At 63.7% G+C, this 18,764-nt stretch carries 14 protein-coding genes; 5 read left to right on the top strand and 9 right to left on the bottom strand.

Annotation, left to right across the window (positions count from 1 at the left end):
- The first annotated feature begins 79 nt into the window (after positions 1 to 79).
- A complete protein-coding gene (locus tag LRS11_RS15010) occupies positions 80 to 3,034 on the top strand; it encodes an HD domain-containing phosphohydrolase (RefSeq protein ID WP_260493728.1) in 2,955 nt (984 codons plus the stop codon).
- Positions 3,035 to 3,296: 262 nt separating this feature from the next.
- Here the strand turns inward: LRS11_RS15010 and LRS11_RS15005 are convergent, their stop codons facing one another.
- Complete coding sequence (locus LRS11_RS15005) at positions 3,297 to 3,638, bottom strand: YggL family protein (protein WP_260493727.1); 342 nt, start codon at positions 3,636 to 3,638, stop codon at positions 3,297 to 3,299.
- 381 nt (positions 3,639 to 4,019) lie between these two features.
- On the opposite strand from LRS11_RS15005, the gene dacB reads away from it, so the two are divergent.
- Positions 4,020 to 5,450: a D-alanyl-D-alanine carboxypeptidase/D-alanyl-D-alanine-endopeptidase gene (gene dacB, locus LRS11_RS15000; protein ID WP_260493726.1), complete on the top strand. Its 1,431-nt coding sequence runs from the start codon at positions 4,020 to 4,022 to the stop codon at positions 5,448 to 5,450.
- 263 nt (positions 5,451 to 5,713) lie between these two features.
- Here the strand turns inward: dacB and LRS11_RS14995 are convergent, their stop codons facing one another.
- Together LRS11_RS14995 and rlmKL are read right to left on the bottom strand one after the other, a co-directional pair.
- The gene (locus LRS11_RS14995) at positions 5,714 to 8,068 is read right to left on the bottom strand and encodes a diguanylate cyclase (RefSeq protein ID WP_260493725.1); all 2,355 of its coding nucleotides are present in this window, start codon (positions 8,066 to 8,068) and stop codon (positions 5,714 to 5,716) included.
- Between the two features lie 147 nt (positions 8,069 to 8,215).
- Positions 8,216 to 10,420 carry a bifunctional 23S rRNA (guanine(2069)-N(7))-methyltransferase RlmK/23S rRNA (guanine(2445)-N(2))-methyltransferase RlmL gene (rlmKL, locus tag LRS11_RS14990; protein ID WP_260493724.1) on the bottom strand — a complete coding sequence of 735 codons (2,205 nt, stop codon included), beginning with the start codon at positions 10,418 to 10,420 and terminating at the stop codon, positions 8,216 to 8,218.
- 404 nt (positions 10,421 to 10,824) lie between these two features.
- On the opposite strand from rlmKL, the gene rmf reads away from it, so the two are divergent.
- The gene (gene rmf, locus LRS11_RS14985; RefSeq protein ID WP_160489598.1) at positions 10,825 to 11,040 is read left to right on the top strand and encodes a ribosome modulation factor; all 216 of its coding nucleotides are present in this window, start codon (positions 10,825 to 10,827) and stop codon (positions 11,038 to 11,040) included.
- Positions 11,041 to 11,129: 89 nt separating this feature from the next.
- Here rmf and LRS11_RS14980 read toward each other — a convergent pair whose 3' ends face one another.
- Positions 11,130 to 12,155: a quinone-dependent dihydroorotate dehydrogenase gene (locus LRS11_RS14980; protein ID WP_260493723.1), complete on the bottom strand. Its 1,026-nt coding sequence runs from the start codon at positions 12,153 to 12,155 to the stop codon at positions 11,130 to 11,132.
- Positions 12,156 to 12,407: 252 nt separating this feature from the next.
- Entirely contained in the window at positions 12,408 to 12,629 is a 222-nt protein-coding gene (locus LRS11_RS14975; RefSeq protein ID WP_260493722.1) for a DUF2835 domain-containing protein, read from the bottom strand.
- 149 nt (positions 12,630 to 12,778) lie between these two features.
- Between LRS11_RS14975 and LRS11_RS14970 the strand changes: the two genes are divergently transcribed.
- A complete protein-coding gene (locus LRS11_RS14970) occupies positions 12,779 to 13,672 on the top strand; it encodes a DUF6685 family protein (RefSeq protein WP_260493721.1) in 894 nt (297 codons plus the stop codon).
- Positions 13,673 to 13,768: 96 nt separating this feature from the next.
- On the opposite strand, the gene LRS11_RS14965 is transcribed toward LRS11_RS14970, so the two are convergent.
- The 4 genes from LRS11_RS14965 to LRS11_RS14950 all read right to left on the bottom strand — a co-directional run bounded on the left by LRS11_RS14965 (position 13,769) and on the right by LRS11_RS14950 (position 17,528).
- Entirely contained in the window at positions 13,769 to 14,110 is a 342-nt protein-coding gene (locus LRS11_RS14965) for a ribonuclease E inhibitor RraB (RefSeq protein WP_260493720.1), read from the bottom strand.
- 268 nt (positions 14,111 to 14,378) lie between these two features.
- On the bottom strand, positions 14,379 to 15,140 hold the full coding sequence (locus LRS11_RS14960) for an SDR family oxidoreductase (RefSeq protein ID WP_260493719.1): 762 nt from the start codon (positions 15,138 to 15,140) through the stop codon (positions 14,379 to 14,381).
- A complete protein-coding gene (locus LRS11_RS14955; protein WP_260493718.1) occupies positions 15,137 to 16,072 on the bottom strand; it encodes an alpha/beta hydrolase in 936 nt (311 codons plus the stop codon). The genes LRS11_RS14960 and LRS11_RS14955 overlap by 4 nt, the downstream gene beginning before the upstream one ends.
- Complete coding sequence (locus LRS11_RS14950) at positions 16,056 to 17,528, bottom strand: NAD(P)/FAD-dependent oxidoreductase (protein ID WP_260493717.1); 1,473 nt, start codon at positions 17,526 to 17,528, stop codon at positions 16,056 to 16,058. Before LRS11_RS14950 ends, LRS11_RS14955 begins: the two co-directional genes overlap by 17 nt.
- A gap of 108 nt (positions 17,529 to 17,636) precedes the next feature.
- On the opposite strand from LRS11_RS14950, the gene LRS11_RS14945 reads away from it, so the two are divergent.
- On the top strand, positions 17,637 to 18,653 hold the full coding sequence (locus LRS11_RS14945) for an AraC family transcriptional regulator (RefSeq protein WP_260493716.1): 1,017 nt from the start codon (positions 17,637 to 17,639) through the stop codon (positions 18,651 to 18,653).
- Positions 18,654 to 18,764 lie beyond the last annotated feature (111 nt).

The raw sequence follows: 18,764 nt of genomic DNA, 5'->3' as shown, positions 1-18,764 counted from the left end.
AGCCTGGCCCGCGACAGCCAGGGCAAGGCTTCACTATGCTTGGCCCAGGTCAACAGGCAATCAACGGAGTGAAGGCACCATGCGGGCACCCAGCCAAGGCCAAAAGCGGCGTTTCCCCCTTCACGTGCATATCGGTGTGTTATTCACCTTGCTGCTGGTCAGTACGGGGGTGGTGCTGGGTTTTTTCAACTACCGCCAGACCAGCCAGATCATTCTCTCCAGTAGCAATCAGCTGTTCGAGCAGATCCGCCAGGAGGTCGAGTCCGACCTGCAGCACACCTACCAGCCGATTCGTCACCTGCTCAGCCTGCTGGTGCTCAACGAGCAGAATCAGGCCAGCGATGCCTACCGGCGCATGGACCTGCTACCGGCCTTCGCTCAGGCCCTGCGCGACAACCCCAAGCTGGCCTCGCTGTACCTCGGCTACGAGGATGGCGACTTCTTCATGGTGCGCCACCTGCGCACCGCGGCGCTCAAGCAGCGCTTCGATGCCCCGGCCAATGCCGCCTACCAGGTCTGGACCATCGACCGCAGCGGCGAGGCCCGCCCCGTTTCCGAGTCGCAGTATTTCGATGCGGATCTGCAATGGATCAGCCGCCGGCAGAACCTCAAGGAGACCTTCGATCCGCGCACCCGGCCCTGGTACAACAGCGCCGTCGCCGATGGCGAACAGATCACCACCGAGCCCTATGTATTCTTCTCCACCGGCGTGGTCGGCACCACCCTGGCCCGCCTGAGCCGCAACAAGACCGTACTGGCGGCCGACCTGACCCTCGCCGACCTCTCCGAGACCCTGGCCAAACACAAGGTCACGCCCTCCACCGAGGTGGTGCTGTACCGTCCGGATGGCGCCGCGGTGGCCTACCCCGACATCAGCCGGCTGATTGTCCAGAACGGCACCACCCACCTAGTCCAGGTAGAGCAGCTCAGCCCGGCGCTCGGTGAACTGTTCGCCCGCGGCCTGCAACAGGACAAGCAAGGCGCCATGCAACTGGCCAAGCGCCGCTGGCAGGTGTCCTACACCCAGCTCGCCGAGGGTGGCCCCAATGGCCTGCGCCTGGCCTTGCTGGCGCCGGAAGACGAGCTGCTGGCCGAGGCTTATCGCATCCGCTGGCAGGGCGCGATGCTGACCCTGGCCATCCTGCTGCTGTGTATTCCTCTCGGCTGGCTGATGTCACGCATTCTGGTACGCCCGCTGCGTGCCCTGGTGCTGGAAGCCGAAGCGATCCGCAGCTTCAATTTCGACTACCCGGCCAGCGGCCGCTCGCCGGTGCTGGAAGTCGATCAGCTGGCCGTGGCCATGGCCAAGATGAAGGACACCATCTCCAGTTTCCTCGACATCACCGCCAGCCTCTCCGCGGAAACCCGCTTCGACGCCCTGCTGCGCCGGGTGTTACGGGAAACCGTCGACCTCAGCGAAGCCAGCGGCGGCCTGCTCTACCTGCGCGACAGCAGCAGCGGCCGCCTGGAGCCCCATGGCCTGTTCCTCAGCGGCGAGCAGCACAACGTCGAGGAACATCGCATCCCCGCTTTCGATCAGGGCGATCAATCCATACCGGCCTGGCTGGAACAGCCGGCCCAGGGCGGCGACAGCAGGGTCGCGTCGATCGGTTTCGACCAGGCCGGTGGCTTTCAGAGCCTGCTGCACACCCTCGACAGCCCGCGTGTACACCTGGTCTGCACCGGCCTGCACAATCGCCAGGGTGAAACGGTCGGCGTGCTGATGCTGCTGCACCGCGATACCGGCGATGAGGCCGAGCTGGCCATGCTGCGCCCGGAACGCATCGCCTACGTCGAGGCGGTATCCGGCGTGGCGGCGCTGTGCATCGAGAGCCAGCGCCTGCTCGACCAGCAGAAGAAACTGCTGGATGCCTTCATCCAGCTGATCGCCGGCGCCATCGACGCCAAGAGCCCCTACACCGGCGGCCACTGCCAGCGCGTGCCGGAACTGACCCTGATGCTCGCCCACGCCGCCGCCGAGAGCGAGGCGGAGCCGTTCCGCCACTACCAGCCCGACGACGAGGAATGGGAGGCCCTGCATATCGCGGCCTGGCTGCACGACTGCGGCAAGGTCACTGTGCCCGAGTACGTGGTGGACAAGGCCACCAAGCTGGAAACCATCTACGACCGCATCCACGAAGTACGTATGCGCTTCGAAGTGCTCAAGCGCGATGCCTGGATCGCCTACTGGGAGGGGCTGGCCAAGGGCGCGGCCGAGCCGCAGCTGAGCAGCCTGCGCGATGCCACCCTCGCCGCACTGGACGACGAATTCGCCTTTATCGCCCGCTGCAACCTGGGCGGCGAAGCCATGGCCGAAACCGACCTGGAGCGCCTGCGCAGCATCGGCGCACGCACCTGGACGCGCACCCTGGATGATCGCCTCGGCGTGTCCTGGGAAGAGAACCAGCGCCAGGCGCGCACCCCAGCGCCGAGCCTGCCGGTGCAGGAGCCACTGCTCAGCGACAAGGCCGAACACCTGCTGGAGCGTCCGGCCAGCGAACTGATTGCCGACGACAATCCCTGGGGCTTCAAGCTCGACGTGCCGCAGTACAAACACAACCGCGGCGAGCTCTACAACCTGGGTATCGCCCGCGGCACCCTGACCAACGAAGAACGTTTCATCATCAACGGGCACATGGTGCAGACCATCCGCATGCTCAGTTACCTGCCCTTCCCCAAGCACCTGGCCAACGTCACCGAGATCGCCGGCGGCCACCACGAGAAGATGGACGGCACTGGCTACCCGAAACGCCTGAAGCGCGAGGACATGAGCCTGCCGGCACGGATGATGGCTATCGCCGACATCTTCGAGGCGCTGACAGCGGTGGATCGCCCCTACAAGAAGGGCAAGACCCTGACCGACTCCCTCACCATCATGGCCGGCATGTGCCGTGGCGCCCATGTCGACCCGGAGCTGTTCGGCCTGTTCGTCAGCGCCGGCATCTACCAGAACTACGCCGAGCGCTACCTGCGCCCGGAGCAGATCGATCAGGTGGACGTCGCGGCCATCCTGGCCAAGGCGGGCCTGGCCTGAGAGCCTGTTTTCGGCCTCGGAAACTCCCCTCGCCCACTTGTGGGAGAGGGGCTGGGGGAGAGGGCGCTGGCTTCCTGCGTTGCTCTACTTTCTGCTTCCAGCGTTGTAGCCCGGATGTAATCCGCGAGCGGAGCTGCCTGTTTCCCGGATTGCATCCGGGCTACGACTGCGCAGCGCGTTTCAGGAAAATCCCGCGCAACAAAAAGCCCGACCTGAGTCGGGCTTCTTGTTGGCTGGCAGGTCACCCTGCCGAGCAGGAAAATCAGGCCGGGTTGACCGAGTTTTCCGGGTACCACACGTCCATCAGCGGGCTCAGGGTGAAGCCGGTCAGGTCGCTACGGCCTTTCAGCCAGGCTTCCAGCTTGTCACGCTGCTCGGCGCTGACCGAACCACGCTCGGCCAGGCAGACGAAACCGTAGTCATCGCCACCGACATAACCCAGGCCGTTGCTTTCGACGGCATCACCCAGGAAGGCTTCGACGAAGCTGTCCATCTCGGCGTCGGACAGGCCGTCGCGGAAGCTCAGGGTCAGCTCGCAGCCCAGCTCCTGGAATTCATCGACGCAGAGTTTCTTGCGCAGACGACGGGAACGGTTAGTGGCCATGTAACACTCCTCAAAACTCATAGAAATAACCGGCCGCACTCTAGCAGCTTGGCGCCATTACCGCCTGCCTAACCGACGCAAAGCCGGAAAAAACCACAACAGGCGGTCAGTTTCACCTTAGCGCAGAAGCCACGGCGCGCCGCCTTGGGGCATAATGCGCGCCATTCTCAGAATACTTGCAGTGGCCTGGCTAAGAACCTGTTCACGATCTCGCGAGCTAGAGATAAACGGTGGCGAAAGCAGCCGAGGAAGCGGAGTTTACGAGTGGTAAATGAGCATTCCGAGGCCGCTTTCAACGCCGTTTAGCCGACGCGCAGCAGATCGTGAACAGGTTCGAAAGGCTCTGCGCAATTTTCTGCCCCAGTCTTCCGGGCCTGCCAAATGATCAAATCACTGCGTTCCCTGCTTCTCGTCAGCGCTCTGCTGCCACTCGCCCTGCCCACCTTCGCCGCCACCAGCACGGTGCTGCCGCCCAAGGTGCAAAAGGCCATGAAAGCCAACAAGCTGGGCGCCAACAGCCTGTCGCTGGTGGCCATTCCGCTCAACGGCCCCGGTACCAGCATCGTTCACAACGCCGATGTCTCGGTGAATCCGGCCTCGACCATGAAACTGGTCACCACCTACGCCGCCCTGGAACTGCTCGGCCCCACCCACCAGTGGCAGACCGAGTTCTACACCGACGGCCCGCTGAAAGGCGGTGTGCTCAACGGCAACCTCTACCTCAAGGGTGGTGGTGATCCCAAGCTGAACATGGAAAAACTCTGGCTGCTGATGCGCGACCTGCGCGCCAATGGCGTGCAACAGGTCACCGGCGACCTGATCCTCGACCGCAGCCACTTTGTTCACCCGCAACTGCCCAGCTTCAACGACGACGGTGGCGACAAGAACAAGCCATTCCTGGTCGGGCCGGACTCCCTGCTGGTCAACCTCAAGGCCGTGCGCCTGATCACCCGCACCTCCGGCGGCAAGGTCAGCGTGATGATGGAGCCGCCGCTGACCAATGTGCGCATCGACAATCAGGTCAAGGCCTTGCCGGCCAGCAAGTGCCCCGGCTGGCCGGATGTGCGCTTCAACCCGGTGACCCAGTACGACGGCACCACGCTGATCGTCAGTGGCAAGTTGGCCGAAGGCTGCAGCGCGCAGAGCTATCTGGCCCTGCTCGATCACCCCGCCTACGCCGCCGGCGCCGTGCGGGCGATCTGGCAGGAACTGGGCGGCAGCATTCTCGGCAAAGACCAGGTCGCCACTGTGCCGAAGAGTGCCCGCCTGCTGGCCCGCGCCTATTCGCCAGACCTGGTGGAGATCATCCGCGACATCAACAAGTACAGTAACAACACCATGGCCCAGCAGCTGTTCCTCAGCCTGGGCGCTAAGTTTCGTGATCGCGTCGATACCGACGATGCCAAGGCCGCCCAGCGGGTGATCCGCAACTGGCTGGCGCGCAAGGGCATTACCGCGCCGCACCTGGTGATCGAGAATGGCTCCGGCCTGTCACGCGCAGAGCGGGTCAGTGCGCGGGAGATGGCCGCCATGCTGCAAGCTGCCTGGCAAAGCCCCTATGCCGCCGAGTTCATTGCCTCGATGCCCCTGGTCGGCATGGATGGCACCATGCGCAAACGCCTAAAGCGCACCGGCATGGAAGGCCTCGCGCACATCAAGACCGGCACCCTGAACAACGTACGCGCCATTGCCGGCTATACCCGCGACGCAAAAGGCACCACCTGGGCCGTGGTGGCGATTCTCAACGACCCTCGCCCCTGGGGCGCTTCAGCGGTGCTCGACCAAGCGCTGCTGGATATCTACCGGCGCTAGGGTCTGTTGCCGTTTCGTTCGCGAACCGCGTTGCTGCGCAAAATCGCGCCAGGCTAGGCGTGGGACGCAGGCAATGGTCATTCCCTTGGCAAGTCCGCAACGACGCATGGCGCGATTTTGCGCGCAACCCGTAGGGACGGGCCTGTTTTTGCGCGGGACGTCGTTACTCGACGGCTCATTTGGACGACCAAACCTCGCGTCTCGCGCCTAGCCCCGCGCAAAAACAGGCTCCGTCGCGGCCGTGAACGAAACGGCAACAGACCCTAGAGCATTACCTGCAGGCGGTCGCGCCCGGCCGCCTTGGCCTTGTACACCGCAGCATCCACACGACTCAGCAAGGCCGCACTGCTTTCGCCAGGGCGCCAGGCTGTAACGCCGAAGCTGGCCGTGACGATGCCGACTCCATCCACCGGCTCATTGCGCAGTATCTGCCACAGTGCCTCAGCCAGAATCATCGCCTGATCCTCACTGGTAGCTGGCGCCAGCACGATGAACTCTTCGCCACCCAGGCGACAAAACACATCGATGTTGCGCAGGCGCTGGCGGATGCGTTCACACACCGCCTTCAATACCTGGTCGCCGGTGTCATGACCGAAACGGTCATTGATCAACTTGAAGTGATCAATATCCAGCATCACCACGGCAGGCCCCTGAGCGGACTGTCGTTTAGCCCGGGAGATTTCCATTTCCAGGCGCTCCTGAAAATAGCGCCGGTTGTAGGCACCAGTCAGGGTGTCGGTGATCGACAGGGTACGCAGCTCCTGCTCTACCAGTTTTGGCCCGGTAACATCGGTCAGGTAGCCATGCCAGAGTACGCGGCCATCACTCAAACGCTCAGGTGAAGCCTCGCCACGCAACCAGCGCAAGCCCTGACGCGGCAACAACACGCGGTACTCCTCGCGCCAGGGGGTCAACTGCTCCGCCGAGGTCAGCACACTGCGTTTGACCCCATCGAGATCCTCCGGGTGAATGCGCTGGAAGACCGCCTCGCCGTTCTGCCGCAGGCTTTCCGGCTCAAGCTCGTAAAGCGCACGCAGGCCCAGGCTGGCATAGGGAAAACAGGACGTACCATCGGTGTTGAGCTGGTACTGGTAAATGGCTCCCGGCACGTTGGCCGTCAGTTTTTCCAGCAACTCATCACGCGCCTCAAGCGCCTCGCGGCTATGCCGAGCTGCGGTGATGTCGATGGCAATACCGAGATAACCCACCAGTTGTGCATCGGCATCGCGCACTCCGGTGACGATCAGATTGACTACCAGTTGGCTGCCATCCTGGCGCACATAGGTCCATTCACGCTCCACATGGCCCTGCTGGCCAGATGCTTCGGCGACAAACACTTCGAAACCGGAAACGGGCCGCCCGAGCTTCAGGCTGATATCCCGGGAACGCTGCTGCACTTCCGCTGCCAGGTGGATGCGCTCCGGGGTAGCCTGGCCGATCATGTCCTCGGCGCGGTAGCCGAGCATGCGTTCGGCGCCGACATTGAAGGTCTGGATGATGCCGTCCAGGTCGGTCGCGATGATGGAAACCTGGGTGGCCGAATCCAGCACACCGCGCAACTGGCTGTTGACTTGGGCCAGCTCGCTTTGGCGCTGACGCAATGCCGCCGTCTTCTCGCGCACCAGCAGCTGGGCGCGCTGGCGCTGGCTCACCAGGCTGAACAGCAATGCCGCCAGCAGCAGGGTCAGCAGCATCCCGGAAGTCAGCACAATGGCCAGGCCACCGGGGGTGGTATTGGCCTGCAGGAACAACGCGCTCGGGCGGATAGTCAGGGTGTAGCGGCGATCAGCCAGTTGCAGCTCACGGCTGTGCAGCAAGCGGCTCTCCGGTGCAGACTCCTGGGCCGAGCGATAATGCAATTTTTGCCCATCCAGCCCACTGATATCGCGCAGTTCCAGGCTGAGGCTGAGGGCATCCTCACTGTTTTCATGTCCGCTCAGCAGTTGCTGGAGACTGAAGGAGGCCAGTACATAGCCACGCAGCGCAGCGCCCTGGCGCTGCGCCGGATCCTCCGGCATGGCGCCACGATAGACCGGTGCGGCCAGCACCAGACCATCTTCGGCAACAGACGTGGCAAGAAAGCGGAGAACCCCGGAGGCCGTCATGTTGCCGCCCTGCCCGGCCCGCTGGAGGGTATTCAGACGCTCGGGTAATGCAGCGATATCCAGGCCCAGAACCTGCTCAGCCTTCAGGTGCCTGGAGTCAATGAACAGGATGGGGAAGTACTCGGCACGTCGCCCAGCCACCTGCAATACCCCACGACTGACCCAGTCGCGGATCTGCAAGCCAGGCACTCCCAGCGTCACTGCGCCAGCCTCGAATGCCTGCCGCTGCGAGTCAGTGACCCGCGGCACCCAGGCGTAGGAGAAGGCGTGTTGCGGCAGATCACCGACATATCCGGTGAATTCGCTACGGGTCACCTGATCGGCATTGACGAAGAAGCGCCGAATGCCATCGAGTTCATGCGTACGCGCGGCAAAGTCGTCCTGCATCGAGCGGGCCCGGTCCTTGGCGACTGCATCGAAGCGCTGTTCCAGCTGGTGCTGGTAGAAATTGCTGAGCACGGCCGCCAGGCCAATGGTCAGCGCCAAGCCACCCAGACAAATGGTTCCGGCCAACAGCCAAGCCGTCGATGTATCCCGCAGGAATTTGCAAACCTCGGGCGAGTTACTGCGCCATGCCAACATGCAAGCTCGCTCATTTGAGATTGACAGTCCCTGTCAATAAGCTGTCAGTGCAGCCTTGAAGTGCCAATAACCATGAGACTAGCGCGCCATCAGCTTCCAGGCACGGTGAATCTTCGGATTGCGCGCGAAATCCTGGTCGATCGTGCTGGCACTGATTTCCTCGACCGCGTAACGCGCCGCCAGCCCTTCATCGAGCTGGAACTTGCGGAAGTTGTTGGAGAAATACAGCACGCCGCCGGGCGCCAGGCGGTTCATGGCCAGGTCGAGCAGCTGCACGTGATCGCGCTGCACGTCAAACACCCCTTCCATGCGCTTGGAGTTGGAGAAGGTCGGTGGATCGATGAAGATCAGCTCATATTCGCCGCGATCGGCCGCCAGCCAGGCCATCACATCGCCCTGCTCCAGCTTCTGCTTGTCGGAGAAGCCGTTCAGGCTGAGGTTGCGCCGCGCCCAATCGAGGTAGGTTTTCGACAGGTCGACGCTGGTGGTGCTGCGCGCGCCGCCCTTGGCTGCATGCACGCTGGCCGTGGCGGTGTAGCAGAATAGGTTGAGGAAGCGCTTGCCGGCCGCCTCCTTCTGGATGCGCAGGCGCAGCGGACGGTGGTCGAGGAACAGGCCGGTGTCCAGGTAATCGGTGAGGTTGACCAGCAGCTTGATGCCGCCCTCGTTCACCTCCATGAACTGGCCCTGGGTTGCCTGGCGTTCGTACTGTTTGGTACCGCTCTGGCGCTCGCGGCGCTTGATCACCACTTTGTCCTGCGGCACGCCGAGGGCCACGGGAATTGCCGCCAGGGCATCGAGCAGACGGGTCTGCGCCTTTTCCGGGTCGATCGAACGCGGCGGTGCGTACTCCTGCACATGCACCCAATCCTGGTACAGATCGATGGCCAGGGCATACTCGGGCATGTCGGCGTCATACAGGCGATAGCACTGAATATCCGCCTTGCGCGCCCACTTGCCGAGGGTCTTGAGGTTCTTCTGCAGGCGATTGGCGAACATCTGTCCGCCTTCGGACAGGCGCGCCGCCTGGTTGGCCTGGGCCACCAGCGGCTGCTGCTCGTCGCTATCGCCGGCCTCATTGGCACGGCTGGAGCGACGCTCGCCGGTAACGAACTGCTCCGGCAAAATCTTGAACAGCAGCAGCTTGCACGGCAGCGCACCGTTCCAGAAGGCGTACTGCTTGTGGCTGCGCAGGCCCATGCGTTTGCCCAGCTCGGGCGCGCCGGTGAACACCGCCGCTTCCCAGTTCAGGCAGCTCTGGCGCAGGCGCTCGCCGAGGTGCTGGTAGAGATAGAGCAGGCTCGCCTCGTCGCCCAGGCGCTCACCATAGGGCGGGTTGCTGACCACCAGGCCGGTCTGGTTCTGATCGGGGCGCGGCTCGAAAGTCGCCAGTTCGCCCTGGTAGACCTTGACCCAATCGCTCAGGCCAGCCCGTTCGATGTTGTTGCGCGCCGGCTGGATCAGTCGCGGATCGGCCTCGTAGCCGCGAATCCACAGAGGCGGCTTGCGCAGACCGATGGCGGCACGCTCATCGGCCTCGGCATGCAGTTTCTTCCACAGCGCCGGCACATGGCCCAGCCAGTAGCTGAAACCCCACTGCTCGCGGCGCAGGTTGGGCGCCTGGTCGGCGGCGATCATCGCGGCCTCGACCAGGAAGGTACCGACCCCGCACATGGGGTCGGCCAGGGCGCCGCCGGCGGCAGCGATACGCGGCCAGCCGGAGCGGATCAGTACCGCCGCGGCGAGGTTTTCCTTGAGCGGTGCGGCGCCCTGCTGCAGGCGGTAACCGCGCTGGTGCAGGCTGTGCCCGGACAGATCCAGCGACAGCACGGCCTCGCCGCGATCCAGGCGCAGATGAATGCGCAGGTGCGGATTGATCTTGTCGATCGATGGGCGCGTGCCATCGGCGGTACGCAGCTTGTCGACGATCGCATCCTTGACCTTCAGCGCGCCGAAGTGGGTGTTGTCGATGCCCGAGCCATTACCGCTGAACTCCACCGCCAGGGTGCCGGCAGGCTCCATGTGCTCGGCCCAGTCCACGGCCAGCACGTCCTGGTACAGGGATTCGGCATCCACCACCGGGAAACGCCGCAACACCAGCAGTACCCGGTTGGCCAGGCGCGACCAGAGGCACAGGCGGTAGGCCGTTTCCAGCCCGGCGAAACCGCGTACCGCCGCGGTCTGCTCACGCACCTCTTCCAGGCCCAGGCCTGCGGCCTCTTCGGCCAGCAGGCTTTCCAGGCTCTTGGGGCAGGTAAGGATCAGTTCGTAACGGTCCGACATGTGACTTCCAGTAAAAAGTGGCGGCTTGCTAGCCAAAATATGTGACAGAACGTCGCTGCGCGACCCTTCGTCGGAATAAGCACTGCTCGCAGACGCGACGAGTTCGCAATGGCAAAACGCCGTAGTCCCCTGGCGCGACTCCCGCAGCACGGGGGCTGGGGCAAAAAACGCGAAAAAAACTGCCTGGACCTTATGGCCCCTTACCCAAATGCGTTACGTCCTTATGACAAAACGATCATTCACAGGCCACGACGCATTCGTTAGAAATCAACTCAGGTTGATGCCGCAACGGCATCGACAGGCAGTCCGCCACGCCGGCAGCGGACTCCAATGGCAGAGCATTTCTGCCTGGCTCCAACCTGGAGCTCAAGGACATAACAGTCAACAAGTGAGGGCAACACCCTATGAGAAGACTTAAGCGTGATCCGATGGAACGAGCTTTCCTGCGCGGCTATCAGCACGGCATTCATGGCAAATCCCGCGACATGTGTCCTTTCACTCATCCCACCACACGCCAAGCCTGGATCAACGGCTGGCGCGAAGGTCGCGGCGACAACTGGGACGGATTGACCGGCACCGCTGGCATCCACCGACTCAACGAACTGCATGCCGTCGGCTGAACTAGGATCACCACCCGACTTCACCAGGCCGTCCCATCCGGACGGTGGGCGCAAGCCCAAGGGCCCCTCCGGGGCCCTTTTTATTGCCTTCAGCCCTTCGGCAATGCGGCGATGGCATCCACCGCCTCACGGATCAGCGCCGGGCCCTTGTAGATGAAGCCCGAGTAGATCTGCACCAGGCTGGCCCCAGCGGCGATCTTCTCAGCCGCGTGCGCACCTTCGGTGATACCACCCACGGCGATGATCGGCAGGCGGCCCTTGAGTTCGCCAGCCAGCACCTTGACCGTGTGCGTGCTCTTCTCGCGTACCGGCGCACCGGACAGACCACCCGCTTCGTCCCCGAACGGCAGGCCTTCGACGCCTTCGCGGCTCAGCGTGGTGTTGGTGGCGATCACCGCATCCATGCCGGTTTCCACCAGGGCCTGGGCGACCTGCACGGTTTCCTCGTCGCTCATGTCCGGGGCGATCTTGATCGCCAGCGGCACACGTTTGCCATGCTGCGCGGCCAGGTCCTCCTGGCGCTGACGCAGGGCTTCGAGCAATTGTTTGAGCGAGTCGCCGAACTGCAGGCTGCGCAGGCCGGGAGTGTTCGGCGAACTGACGTTGACCGTGACGTAACTGGCGTGGGCGTAGACCTTGTCCAGGCAGATCAGGTAGTCATCCACCGCCCGCTCGACCGGGGTATCGAAGTTCTTGCCGATATTGATACCCAGCACGCCTTTGTACTTGGCCGCCTGCACCCGTGCCAGCAGGTGATCGACGCCGTGGTTGTTGAAGCCCATGCGATTGATGATCGCCGTGGCCTCCGGCAGACGGAACAGCCGCGGCTTGGGGTTGCCCGGCTGCGGGCGCGGCGTTACGGTACCGATCTCGACGAAGCCGAAACCAAGCTGAGCGAAGCCGTCGATGGCATCGCCATTTTTGTCCAGGCCAGCGGCCAGACCGACCGGATTGGCGAAATCGAGGCCCATGACCCGCACCGGCAAGCTTGCCGACGTCTTGCTCAGCAAGCCATTGAGGCCAAGACGCCCCCCCGCCCCAATCAGGTCGATGGACAGTTCGTGGGAAGTTTCCGGGGACAGTTGGAACAGCAGCGCGCGGGCCAGGTCATACATGGGCGAGTCGGCTCGGATAAGAGTGGCGGTGGGAAGCAGGCCGCGATTATAGCCGCGCCCACTAGCCTCAGGCGAGGCAAGCAGGTAATAAGGCAGGTAATGCAGGCGCGTAGAACCTGCTTACGATCTTCTGGACTAGAGCCAGACAAGGCAAAAACAGCCGAGGAAGCGGAGTTTACGAGTTGTAAATGAGCATTCCGAGGCTGTTTTTAACGCTGTATGGCCGACGGCCAGGAGATCGTAAACAGGTTCTTATTGCAGTTGGCGCAGCTCAAGAAGCTCGCCAGCCAGGCTGAATTCGAGCTCGAACACCCCATAGATACCGTTGTGGCGCAGGAAAGGCCGCAAATGATGAGCCGGCAAGCTAACCTTGCGACCATCGCGACTGAACAATAACACTCGGTTGGCGCGCCCCTGATAAACGGCGCGAAAACGCTCTGCAGACAGGGCGATATCCAGCACGAGGCTGGGCATGGAGGCTACCTCATCGTGATTTACCCGATTCTGCCACAGCTGCTGTGGCTTGCAGAGTCCGAACAGGCCGGTCTTGAGCGCCTGACTAGTGCGCGCCGGCAGCAGCTCTGCCACACTGGCACCAACGTCCCAGGAGTGCACTGCGGCTCATGAGTCTGTCCGAACCTACCAACAACCTGGCATCACGGCTTTCGGCCCTGGCTCAGCGCCTGGGTCTGAGCGGGCGTGTAGCACGCATGGTATTCGAGCGCTCCCGCACCCTGCAGTTGCCTTTCCAGCCCTTGCCGGCAACCTCGGACAGCATCTGGTGGCTGGCCGGACCGCCCCTGCAACGCCTGGTCAACCTGCCGCGCGATGCCCTCTCCGGCCCCGTCCAGGAAGACAAGGCCGAAGCCCGCGCCGTACTGATGCGCGTGGTCGAACAGGAGCAGCAGAGCTTCGCCGACTTCGACCTGCGCCGCATCGATGGTCTGTGCAGCCCGCCGCCGGAGATTGGCGGGATATTCAGCACCTTCGAAGAGTTTGCCGCGACCCAGACCTGCCGCAGCGTGCGCATCATTAGCTACAAGGACTTCCTCAAGACCATCAGCACCGCGCTGCCACGCTTTCTCGCGGGCGAACCGATCGAGCTGTGCCAGGCCAGCTGGTATGGCGAACGGCTGTTCTGGGCCTCGGAGCAATACGGCGAGTCCTTCGCCTGTGCAATTGCCTATGCCCGCCTGCGTGGCCTGGAGGTCAACCTGCCGGCGCAACTGACGCGTTACCGCATCAGCCAGTACGGCCTGGCCGAGCTGAAACAGCACTACCACGTGCTGGCCATGCCGGTGCAGGCCTGGAGCGACCCGGCGTTCATGGGCCTGCTGCTGGACAACCAGTTGCCCTACGCGCGCCTGTCGCTGCTGCGCAACCCTGGCGCGCCGGAGTTCCTCCTGCTGCCCAAGGCCTCCGCCGAAGCCAATGCACTGGGCGAAGGCCTGCGCCTGTCTGGCGCCCCCGACGTGATTGCCCACCTGGAACAGCTGCACAAGCGCACAGCCGGCTGAGGCAAGCTCGCGCCTGAGCCACTGCACACGAAAAAAGAAGGGAAGAAACAGGACACCGGCCGACCCTTGGGTCAGCCGGCGTGGAGACACCGGCGTCTAGCGCGGGCTGGCGTGGACTTCCTGCGTCACGCCCCACCCATCCAGCACACCGCCAAGCGGTACGACCAGCAACTCCAGGTCTTGCTCAAAATCACCAATGCCTGCATGGGTGGCATACATCACCTTGCTCACCTGCAGGTGCCAAGCCCCGTCATCGCGCACACTGACCTGGGCATTCAACGACTCACCACGAAACGTACCGGCCACCTGACGCGCCCGCTCCTCGTCGGGAAAGATGGCGTAGAACTCGATGGGATGGACCCGAGCAAAGTCGAACCCCCCTTCCTTCATGCGGCGCAGAACATTGTTGCTGACATCTTCCTGAATGACTGTGCTCATCTAACGACCTCCTCTCAGGCGATTGATAGACCGCAGCCGGCATCACAGACCGGCTTGGCAGCACCAGACGGTGCCGCACGAGACCCACGCCGGGCATCAAACCCAGCGGTGACGCACACAGAGACAGAAGCGTGTTGCACTCAAGGGCTGGTTTGGCAGAACACCAACCGGAACCCTCACTTGCAGAGTAGTCCCCGCCTTGAGCGGCTGTCGCCTGGATAATCGATCAAATTGTTACCGCAGCGACAAACGGGAACAGACCCTAACCTCACTCACGGCTAATCCGGCGCATCATCAGCCGGCTTACCCAGGCCGGCGAAACCTGGCCACTCCAGTACATCAGCTTGAACAGCCAGTGGATCGGTCGATGCACCTGCGACTGCCCGGCCTGCAGCCAGACGGCCGCGGCGATGTCCTCGGCGCGCAACTTGACGCCCAGGCGGCGCAGCGCCGGTGGCTCGAAGCGCTGGCTGTCGACCATCGGCGTGCGCACGAACGGTGGCATCAGGTCGCCGACACGAATGCCATGGCGCTGCCACTCCAGCTCCAGGGCTTCGGTCAGGCCGCGCACGGCGAACTTGGAGGCCGAGTAACTGACCATGTGCGGCGTGCCATACAGCCCCGACGCCGAGCCCATGTTGATCACCTGGGCATCGCGGGTCGCCTTCAGATAAGGGAAGGCCGCGTGAGTCATCTGCAGCAGGCCGAGCACGTTGATCTGCAGGATTCGCGCATGCTCCTCCAGGCTGATTTCCTCGAAGTGACCGAAGCGCAACATACCGGCGCAATTGAACAGCAGGCGCAGCTGACCGCCATGCACCGCGGCAAAATCGGCCAGGGCCTCACGCACGGCACCAGCGTCGGCCACATCCAACTCGGCATGCCAGACTCCGCCCAGTTCGGCGGCCAGTTCGGCCAGGGCGCTGTGGTTGATATCCAGCAAGCCGACTTTCCAGCCGCGCGAGTGGAACAGCCGCGCCGTGGCCGCACCGATACCGGAAGCCGCGCCAGTGATCAGGATATTGTTCATGGACAACCTCGCTGATGGAGAAAGCCGAGCACCCGCTGCAGGGCCTGATCGGCACTGGGCAGCAGCCCGCAATTGATCTGGAACACATGCCACTGGCGCCGATACAGCTCAAGCGTGCAGTCCACGCCCGCCGCCAGCGAGCGCTCGGCGAGCAGTTGACTCTGGCGCAGGAGGATCTCGTCCTCGCCGACCTGCACCAGCAAGGGCGGCAAACCCTGTAGATCAGCATAGAGCGGCGACACGGCTGGATCACACCGATCCATGCCCGCTGGGCAGTAAGCGCCGATCCCCTGCTCCAGCCAGGCCTCATTCAGCAGCGGATCGCCGGCGGCTGGCTGATGCAGGGTGGCGCCGCTGATATCGGTTAGCGGCGAGAAACACACCAGCGCTGCCGGCAATGGCAGGCCCAGCTCGCGCACATGCAGCGCGGTGATCAGACACAGGTTGCCGCCAGCCGAATCACCGGCAATGACGATGCGCTCGGCCGGCTGGCCCTGGGCGAGCAACGCGCGATAGGCCGCCAGCGCATCGTCGCGCGCCGCCGGAAACGGCTGCTCCGGCGCCAGGCGATAGTCCAGCGCGCAGACCGCCAGGCGTCCGTGCCGGGCCAGGTAACTGGTGAGGCTGCGATGGGTCTGCGGCGCACCAACGATAAAGGCGCCACCATGCAGATAGAGCAGCACCCAACCGTTGTCCTGGGCCGGCCGCAACCACTCGCAAGGCACGCCACCCAACTCACCCGACTCGATGCGCACGCCCGGGGAGATCGGCGTGATGCGAGTGAACAGGCGCAGCAGGCGGCGCTGAGCCCGGGCACTCACTCGCGGCTGGAAGAAGCTGCTAAACAGCAGCCAGGTCATGCCGCGCAACAGCGGCGCCAGCCAGCGCTGACGCCGCCCGGTTGGCGCCGCCAGCTCAACGAACCTGGTCATAGTCGCTCCAGTCCGGCTGACGGGTGTGTTGGCGATAGCTGAAGGTGAAGCCGGACCAGTTGTTGGTGTGCTTGCCTGCGGCGTTCTTGTACCAGCTGTTGCAGCCCTGCTCCCACACCGAATGCTCGATGTCGTGCTGCAGGCGCTGGTTCCAGGCCTGCTGCACGGGCGCACGCACGTCGAGGTAACGCACGCCCTGTTGCAGTTGCTGCAGGCAGCTCAGCACATAGGGAAACTGGCTTTCGAGCATATAAATGATCGAGTTGTGGCCCAGGTTGGTATTCGGCCCGTAGAGGATGAACAGGTTGGGGAAGCCGTTGACGCTGATGCCCTTGTAAGCCTCGGCGCCCTCCTTCCAGGCCTGGTTCAGTTCGCGCCCGCCAAGGCCGCGAATGCGCATGGGCGCAAGAAAATCGCTGGCGGCAAAACCGGTGCCATAGATCAGCACATCCGCCGCATGCTCGCGGCCATCGGCGGTGATCACCCCCTGTTCGCTGACTTCGCGGATCGCCTGGTTGACCACCTCCACCTGCGGCTGGGCCAGTGCCGGGTAGTAGTCGTTGCTGATCAGGATGCGCTTGCAGCCCAACGGGTAATCCGGGGTCAGCCGGGCGCGCAGTTCGGGGTCGGCAACCTGGCGCTGCAGATGACGGAGAAAACTGCCGCGATACAGTTTCATCAACCCCGGCAGGACGAAGAAGGCCACGCCACGGGCCTCGTGATAGAGGTACTGCAGGGCCCGGTCGAGTTTCTGCGTCCAGGGAAACCGCTGCATCAGCGCCAGCTCGAAGCGGCTGTAGGCGCGGTCCGGCTTGGGCAGCACATAGGCCGCCGTGCGCTGGAACAGAGTCAGCTGCTGCACCCTGGGTACGATCGCGGGGACGAACTGAATGGCGCTGGCGCCGGTGCCGATCACCGCCACGCGCTTGCCGCCCAGGTCGATGTCATGCCGCCAGCGCGCCGAATGGAAGCTCTCTCCGGCGAAGCGCTCGATACCGGCAATCTGCGGGTACAGCGGCCGGTTGAGCTGACCACAGGCACTGACCAGCGCCCGCGCACTGAACTGCGCGCCATCGACAGTGCTCACCCGCCACAGCGCCGCCGGCTCGTCGAACCAGGCCTCGCTCACTTCGCTGTTGCAGCGGATACGCGATTGCAGTTGGTACTTGGCAATGCACTGCTGCACATAGGCGAAGATCTCGGCCTGTGGGGCAAAGCGCCGACTCCAGTCGGTCTTCGGTTCGAAGGAAAAGGAGTACAGGTGCGAGGGCACATCGCAGGCGGCACCGGGGTAGTCATTGTCGCGCCAGGTACCGCCGGCCTTGGCGGCCTTTTCCAGGATCAGGAAGTCGTCGCTGCCCTGCTGGTGCAGGCGCATGGCCAGGCCCAGGCCGGCAAAACCCGAGCCGATGATCAGCACGCCCAGGGGCGCCTGCTCAGGAGTCTTGTTGTGCATTCTTATCTCCATAAACCGCGATAAAGCGATGAGCAGATCCTACGTACTGCGCGGCTCCCGAGTTATGGCATAGTCGGCCATAAAATTGTGACTTTCGGACAAACTTGCATGACTGCCACACCCCACTGGCCCGCACGGCGCAGCGCCATCAGCGTGCAACTGCTGGCCCAGTTCGGTCTCGACCAAGGCCTGTCACTCGACGCCTGCCTGGCCGGCACCGGCCTGAGCTGGCACCTGCTGGCCGACCCGGCCTGCGAGGTCGCCGCAGAACAGGAGCTGCTGCTGATCGGCAACCTGGTCCGCGCGCTCGGCGAGCAGCCGGGCATCGGCCTGCTGGTCGGCAAACGCTACCAGCTCAACACCTATGGCATCTGGGGCTTTGCCCTGCTCAGCAGCCCGACCTACCGTGACGCCGCCCGCCTCGGCCTGCGCTACCTCGACCTGACCTACGCCTTCCACGGCATGCATCTGGAAGAGCATGGCGACGAAGCGCACCTGCTGCTCGACGACCGTGCCATTCCCCTGCCGCTACGCCGTTTCATCCTCGAGCGCGACCTGGCCGGCATGCTCAACGCCCAGCGCGAGTTGATCAACGCAGCGCCACCGATTCGCCGTGTCGACCTGTGCATCCCGGCACCTGCCGACCCCAGCCTGTACCTCAGTGAAATCGGCGTGCTGCCGAACTTCGGCCAGCCCTGCAACCGCCTAGTGGTCGATCGGCAACTGCTCGACCGCCCGCTGCCCGGCGCCAACCCACGCACAGTGGAACTGTGCGAGCAGCAATGCCAGCTCCTGCTGGACAAGCGCCGCCAACGCAGCGGCCTGGCCGCACGGATTCGCAGCCTGCTGCTGAACCGCCCCGGTCGCTTGCCGGATATGGAGGAAGTTGCCGCCAGCCTGCACATGAGCTCGCGCACCTTGCGCCGGCGCCTGGACGAGGAAGACAGCAGCTTTCGCAACCTGCTGGAAGAAGTGCGCCAGGCCCTGGCCGAAGAACTGCTGGCCACCGGCGGCCTGAACCTGGAAGAAATCGCCGAACGCCTGGGCTATGGCGAAGTGTCCAACTTCATCCACGCCTTCAAACGCTGGAAAGGCGTGCCGCCACGCCAGTATCGCAAGCGCTGAGAAGCTCACGTACGCAGGCTGCCCCTGGCTCTGGCGCTACGCCTGCGGGAATGAGGCAGAACAGGCGAGAAAGACAAAGGGCTTTTGCCAATGCTATCAACGCGAGATCGC

Origin of the sequence: Pseudomonas sp. J452, assembly GCF_024666525.1 — a bacterium.
Taxonomy (GTDB): Bacteria; Pseudomonadota; Gammaproteobacteria; order Pseudomonadales; family Pseudomonadaceae; genus Aquipseudomonas.
Note: the sequence above shows the minus strand (reverse complement) of the source record. Positions and strands in the feature narration are given on the sequence as shown.

Bases quoted from the DNA above. Each gene is read 5' to 3' on its own strand.
- LRS11_RS15010 (WP_260493728.1), top strand. From the start codon at position 80: ATGCGGGCACCCAGCCAAGGCCAAAAGCGGCGTTTCCCCCTTCACGTG.
- LRS11_RS14950 (WP_260493717.1), bottom strand. From the start codon at position 17,528: ATGCACAACAAGACTCCTGAGCAGGCGCCCCTGGGCGTGCTGATCATC.
- LRS11_RS14980 (WP_260493723.1), bottom strand. From the start codon at position 12,155: ATGTATGACCTGGCCCGCGCGCTGCTGTTCCAACTGTCCCCGGAAACT.
- LRS11_RS14960 (WP_260493719.1), bottom strand. From the start codon at position 15,140: ATGAACAATATCCTGATCACTGGCGCGGCTTCCGGTATCGGTGCGGCC.
- LRS11_RS15005 (WP_260493727.1), bottom strand. From the start codon at position 3,638: ATGGCCACTAACCGTTCCCGTCGTCTGCGCAAGAAACTCTGCGTCGAT.
- dacB (WP_260493726.1), top strand. From the start codon at position 4,020: ATGATCAAATCACTGCGTTCCCTGCTTCTCGTCAGCGCTCTGCTGCCA.
- rlmKL (WP_260493724.1), bottom strand. From the start codon at position 10,420: ATGTCGGACCGTTACGAACTGATCCTTACCTGCCCCAAGAGCCTGGAA.
- LRS11_RS14965 (WP_260493720.1), bottom strand. From the start codon at position 14,110: ATGAGCACAGTCATTCAGGAAGATGTCAGCAACAATGTTCTGCGCCGC.
- rmf (WP_160489598.1), top strand. From the start codon at position 10,825: ATGAGAAGACTTAAGCGTGATCCGATGGAACGAGCTTTCCTGCGCGGC.
- LRS11_RS14955 (WP_260493718.1), bottom strand. From the start codon at position 16,072: ATGACCAGGTTCGTTGAGCTGGCGGCGCCAACCGGGCGGCGTCAGCGC.
- LRS11_RS14945 (WP_260493716.1), top strand. From the start codon at position 17,637: ATGACTGCCACACCCCACTGGCCCGCACGGCGCAGCGCCATCAGCGTG.
- LRS11_RS14975 (WP_260493722.1), bottom strand. From the start codon at position 12,629: ATGCCCAGCCTCGTGCTGGATATCGCCCTGTCTGCAGAGCGTTTTCGC.
- LRS11_RS14970 (WP_260493721.1), top strand. From the start codon at position 12,779: ATGAGTCTGTCCGAACCTACCAACAACCTGGCATCACGGCTTTCGGCC.